Origin of the sequence: Roseobacter sp. (assembly GCF_045106495.1) — a bacterium.
Taxonomy (GTDB): Bacteria; Pseudomonadota; Alphaproteobacteria; order Rhodobacterales; family Rhodobacteraceae; genus Roseobacter.
This window is the reverse complement of the sequence record NZ_JBGCEQ010000039.1, coordinates 1-5,132: the sequence shown is the minus strand read 5'-3', so window position 1 is coordinate 5,132 and position 5,132 is coordinate 1. Positions and strand designations below refer to the sequence as shown.

7 protein-coding genes are annotated in these 5,132 nt (G+C 53.9%); 5 read left to right on the top strand and 2 right to left on the bottom strand.

Annotated features, from left to right (window positions below; all coding sequences use genetic code 11):
- The 5 genes from AB8B75_RS18970 to tnpC all read left to right on the top strand — a co-directional run.
- Window positions 1–263, top strand: a 263-nt coding sequence (locus AB8B75_RS18970; protein ID WP_405364389.1) for a hypothetical protein, incomplete at its 5' end; no start/stop codon positions are given.
- Window positions 264–267: 4 nt separating this feature from the next.
- Window positions 268–627: a hypothetical protein gene (locus tag AB8B75_RS18965; RefSeq protein ID WP_405364388.1), complete on the top strand. Its 360-nt coding sequence runs from the start codon at window positions 268–270 to the stop codon at window positions 625–627.
- A gap of 47 nt (window positions 628–674) precedes the next feature.
- Complete coding sequence (gene tnpA / locus AB8B75_RS18960) at window positions 675–1,025, top strand: IS66-like element accessory protein TnpA (protein WP_405364387.1); 351 nt, start codon at window positions 675–677, stop codon at window positions 1,023–1,025.
- A complete protein-coding gene (gene tnpB / locus AB8B75_RS18955; RefSeq protein ID WP_405364386.1) occupies window positions 1,022–1,393 on the top strand; it encodes an IS66 family insertion sequence element accessory protein TnpB in 372 nt (123 codons plus the stop codon). The genes tnpA and tnpB overlap by 4 nt, the downstream gene beginning before the upstream one ends.
- A 38-nt stretch (window positions 1,394–1,431) precedes the next feature.
- Entirely contained in the window at window positions 1,432–2,937 is a 1,506-nt protein-coding gene (gene tnpC / locus AB8B75_RS18950; RefSeq protein ID WP_405364385.1) for an IS66 family transposase, read from the top strand.
- A gap of 134 nt (window positions 2,938–3,071) precedes the next feature.
- Here the strand turns inward: tnpC and AB8B75_RS18945 are convergent, their stop codons facing one another.
- A complete protein-coding gene (locus tag AB8B75_RS18945) occupies window positions 3,072–3,479 on the bottom strand; it encodes a hypothetical protein (protein ID WP_405364384.1) in 408 nt (135 codons plus the stop codon).
- Between the two features lie 14 nt (window positions 3,480–3,493).
- Window positions 3,494–4,576: a polymorphic toxin-type HINT domain-containing protein gene (locus tag AB8B75_RS18940; protein WP_405364383.1), complete on the bottom strand. Its 1,083-nt coding sequence runs from the start codon at window positions 4,574–4,576 to the stop codon at window positions 3,494–3,496.
- Window positions 4,577–5,132 lie beyond the last annotated feature (556 nt).

The window sequence follows — 5,132 nt, the reverse complement described above, 5'->3', positions numbered from 1 at the left end:
ACGACCGCTACATCAAAAGCCAACGGGTGGCCGAACGCTACCAGCAGTGGGGCGACTTTGCGTCCTTCACCCTCTTGGTAATCACGGATAGCGACACGCGAGTTGGAAACATGCGCAAAGCGCTGACCTCACCAACTGCGGCGCTCAATCAGTTCTATCGGTTCTCTACTCTGCAACAGGTGGGTGAGAATTTTCTGCACGACAAATGGCTGAGTAGAGACAGTGCAGACGCTCAACACCACGCTTTAATTCGAGGGGGTTAGCACCATGAAAGTAGGCATTAAACACGTTGAGAAGAAAACCGGAATGGTTTTCAAAAAGACACACCACGGCGTCGAACTGTCAGTCGATTTCAACGACGAAGAACGTGCAATTATCGAAGAGCGAAAACTTCAGAAGGATGTCATTCTGGAGCGTGGGTATCCATCTGACGTTGACGCCGAGAAGCACGAAGATCGCGGCATTGGTAAGATATTATTGACCGCCGCAACCAAAGGCGCAGATGCAAACCACTTCCACCTCACCATCAGTAAGTTGATGAGGGGGCCAGACACGTTCTGGTTTGAAACCCCAATTGAAGCCAAGAACGTAAGCGTCTGGCGAACCGGCTCTGACGCGACCCGCTAATGAGAGATAATGTCCATTAGGAATAAGTGGACATTAGCGGGTTTTGAATGGCGAAGCGGCGACGGCGTAGGAACTGGAGCGACGACGAGAAGCGGATGATCTGTGGGCAGACGCGTTTTCCGGGCGTATCTGTCAGCCAGGTGGCGCGGCGTTACGATGTGAACGCGAACCAGGTCTTCAACTGGCTGAAAGATCCGGAATTCGCGGCGCAGCCAGACAGCGAAGATGTGGGCCGGTTCCTGCCTGTCGAGATCATTGAACCAACTGTGCCCGATGCGTCAGCCACTGATGTTTCCGGCGAGCTGCAGATCGAGCTTGCCGGAGGCCATCGGGTGACGGTCACCGGACCTTATGATCCTGGTACCCTAGCTGCACTGATCCGGAAGCTGACAACGTGATCCCGGTTCCGGCGAACACGAAGGTTTGGCTGGCCGCAGGCGTCACTGACATGCGGAAGGCGTTTAATGGCTTGTCGGCTCTGGCCGAAGGCGTATTGGCGGAAGATCCGTTCTCGGGACATCTGTTCGTGTTTCGGGGCCGTCGCGGCGATCTGATCAAGGTGATCTGGTGGGACGGTCAGGGTGCCTGTCTGTTTTCGAAGCGCCTGGAGAAAGGCCGGTTCGTGTGGCCGTCACCGGCTGATGGCAAGGTGTCGGTGACATCTGCACAGCTCGCGATGCTGCTGGAGGGTATTGACTGGCGGATGCCCAAGCGAACGTGGCAGCCTCTTACGACGGGTAATTTATCAACAAATCCAGCGCCATAGGATTCACACTGGCATGCCATTGAGTTATAAGATGAGCCATGCTGGATGCACCGAAATCGCTACCGTCTGACCCCACTGAGCTGCGTGAGACCGCGGAGGGGCTATTGGATACGGTCAAGGCGCAAGCCCTGAAGATCGCCAAGCTTGAGCATCAACTTGCGGGGCATCGACAGCACCGGTTTGGATCAAGATCTGAGGCTTCTGATCAACTCAATCTTCAGCTTGAGGAAGAGGAGACAGCGGCGGCCCGGATTACGCCCCCAGACGACGAGGGCAGTGCCGACAAGAAAGAGAGACCCAAGCGCAAGCCTTTGCCGCCCGAGTTACCGCGCAATGAGGAGGTGCTGTCACCGGGCGAGGAATGCGCCTGCGGCGGCGAGCTGCGCACCATTTCCGAAGATGTGACCGAGGAGCTGGAATACATCCCCGGCAGGTTTGTCGTGAACCGGATCGTGCGCCCCCGGATGGCCTGCAAGTGCTGCGAGAAGATCGTGCAGGCCCCATTGCCCTCACGCCCGATTGAGCGTGGACGACCCGGCCCCGGTCTGCTGGCGCATGTTCTTGTCAACAAATACGCGGATCATTGCCCGCTGTACCGCCAAAGCCAGATCTTCGCGCGGGAAGGCATTGACCTCAGCCGCTCGACCCTGGCCGGATGGGTGGGGCAGTCGGCAAAGCTTCTGGAACCACTTGCCGATGCGATTGGCCGGTACGTGCGCAACGGCCAGGCCGTCTTTGCGGACGACACCCCGATCCGGATGCAGGCAAAGAAGAAATGCATCAAGGCCCGCATTTGGACCTATGTTCGCGATGAGCGGCCATGGGCGAGCGGCGATCCACCGGCGGCCTGGTATCAGTTCAGCCCAGACCGTGAAGGCAAGCACCCCGCCGATCACCTCAGTCAGTTCAAAGGCTGGATGCATGCGGATGGATACCCTGGCTTCAACAAACTTCTGGGCAGTGGGCGTGTGAGGGAGGTCGCCTGCATGGCCCATGTTCGGCGCAAGTTTGTTGACATCTTCAAGGCCAGCGGGCTCGAGATCGCCGAAGAAGCCATCAAGCGCATCGCACTGCTCTACAAGGTCGAGAAGGAGGCGCGAGGGAAGTCTCCAGACGAACGGGTTGCCCTTCGCCAGAACGACGCAAAGCCGATATTCGACGATCTGGAACTTTGGCTCGCAGCCCAATTGCACCGAGTTTCCGGCAAATCCGACCTGGCCGTTGCCATCCGCTACGCCCTTGGCCGTATGCCAAAAATGCGCGCCTATCTCGATCACGGTTACCTGGAGCTGGATAATAATTCAGCCGAAAGAGCGATGCGGCCCGTCGCCTTGGGCCGCAAGAATTACCTCTTTGTCGGCTCCGAGGGCGGCGGGCAGGCAGCTGCCATTGCCTATACCCTAATCGAGACCGCCAAGTTGAACAAGATCGACCCGCAGGTCTGGCTTACCTGGGTGCTTGGCCGCATCGCCGACCAGAAAATCACACGCCTCGACGAACTGCTGCAATGGAACTACGCTGCGCAGCAGCGTGGCACAAATTAACAACGCTCAATAGAGCGCCTTCGCTGGACGGTTACCGAAAGGGTTTGAGGGGCTATGACACTGTTTCCCACTGGCTTCGAAAGAGCAATATGTTCACTCAAGCTCACGTCACGTAATGTGTGTTGCTTTCGGTTTCAGCTTATATCTTTCTTTGAGGTCGATTCTTCGATCTCTGCAATTGAATTGAATTCGTTACTGCGGTCGCACGCAGATACGATTTCGTAGGGAGATATTATTAGTGCGTAATAATCGATGTTGTTCATGCACCACTTGCACATGTTTAAAATTTCCTCTAAATGCTCTAAAATTTCAACGTCATCACTTTTAGCTGCCTCTAAGATCGTGACACGAAGATCATTCAAAAGAGCTGAAAGTGTTTCTTCCGTGTAAAATCCTGAGGGGTCACAGTCATCAACTTCAGATAGCACAGAGAATTTTTCAAATTCTTCTTCCCGCTCTAAGTAATCTCCATTTCGCGGATGACTGCAAGCGTATAGGCGTTTTTCGTCTCCAAACCTACGATATACGGCAATTCCTTGCACGGGTGGCCTCCAAATTACAGCAAGCCCGGAAACACATTTATCAAGTTTCCACGTCTATCCGTCAAAACAGTGAGTGTACTAACTGGCTTACCCTTCTGGTCTATCCCGATTATTCTTCCGGCGTCAATTTGCCGGGCAAATTTACCTTGTTCAATCACACCAGATTCGTGCTTGACGTTGTAAACTTGCGACTGGACAACATCTCTTTGCTGAAGCAGTGATCTAAGTTCACTATCCTCAATCTGGAACTTACTCTTGGTCGGACCAGAGGTAGCGCTTTTGCCATGTCGGCCTATGGCGTAGTCCCAGCCTCGTTGTTTTCCGCCATCAAGTGTGACGATTGACAAGTTGACACGAGACTGCGCAGTGCCTGGATTTGTACTGACTTGGGTAAGCTTTTCAGGATTAATCTTTACGCTCGCGATGCCACTAGCAGAGCGCGCACCTTGAAGAACGTCGTTGAGAAACCCTTTTGCGGAAGACACCTCGAACAGACCAGAACCGTCTGAACTGACGGCGTAGTTAATGCCAGTTTCGGGATCGTAGAGCGTGTCCGAGCCATTTGACCTCTGAAGACCGAAGTGCGCTGCATCACTGTCTGTTGGAGCGCGGATGTCGGTACGACCTGCAAGCGCATTGTTAATTGCGTCGCACGGTCCGGTGTTGTGGACCCACACCTTCTGCTCGCCGATGAAGAAGGTGTGAGCATTGGCAACCGTCAGGTTGTAAGTGGTCGCAGCATAGCCTTCCTGCGTGATCGCTTTAATGCGTAGCGCGCCGGAGGTATCTGCGTCGGCCGTGCTGAGTGTATCCCCGACCGTCAGCTCTCGGACTTCCAGCCAGCCTTTGCCCTCGACATAGAACGGGTGGTCCATGGTCGTGAGGATTTCATCGGCGTAATCTCCGTCCGAACCCGCAACATCGATCCTAACAATGGGCCGATTGTCGATGACGTGGACTTCCTCGATCCGCTGGACAGACTCGGATTTGCAGACTTCCACAACGCCCGTGTTGATGATCGCAATAGACCGTATTCCGAAGACGACGAAGGCTTGAGCGCGACGATTGACGGGAAACGCTACCAGATACGCGAACACTGGTTTGAAACCGACTTTCTAAAAGTTCTCAGCAAGGCGACTGGCGAGGCAATCAGCAAGCTTAAAAACAGGTCGAAAACGAAGGCGGGCAAAAAACGGCCCTCTAAGCGCCAAGGTGGGCAATCCGACACCTGACCAGCCAAAACGCTCTAAAGCGCCTACACGAGCAAATTTAGGGCCTCTCCGGCGAAAATTTTGCGTATGGTGCGGCCCCAAAACAGGGCGGCGCGGAACCTATATGGATTTTGTATCGTTGTTTATCCGCGTGTAGCTGCACTTTGCGGCCTGATTTTATCCAATCCAATTTGGTAAGCTTAAACGTATGGACTGCTCACCTTCGTTGGTTTTTTCCGTCTTTTTCACTCAAAAATTTACATAATCTCAAGCCGTAGGCACTGTGTTTATATCAGTTAGTGTTTAATATAATAGTGTTCAGCTCTCAAAAGTAGGGGTTAAGCCTTTTGTTTTACTGAATTTTCTCAAGTGACCGCATACGGGAAACCTCCCAAGGGCATACGGGAAACCTCCCACGGAGCATACGGGAAACCTCACACGG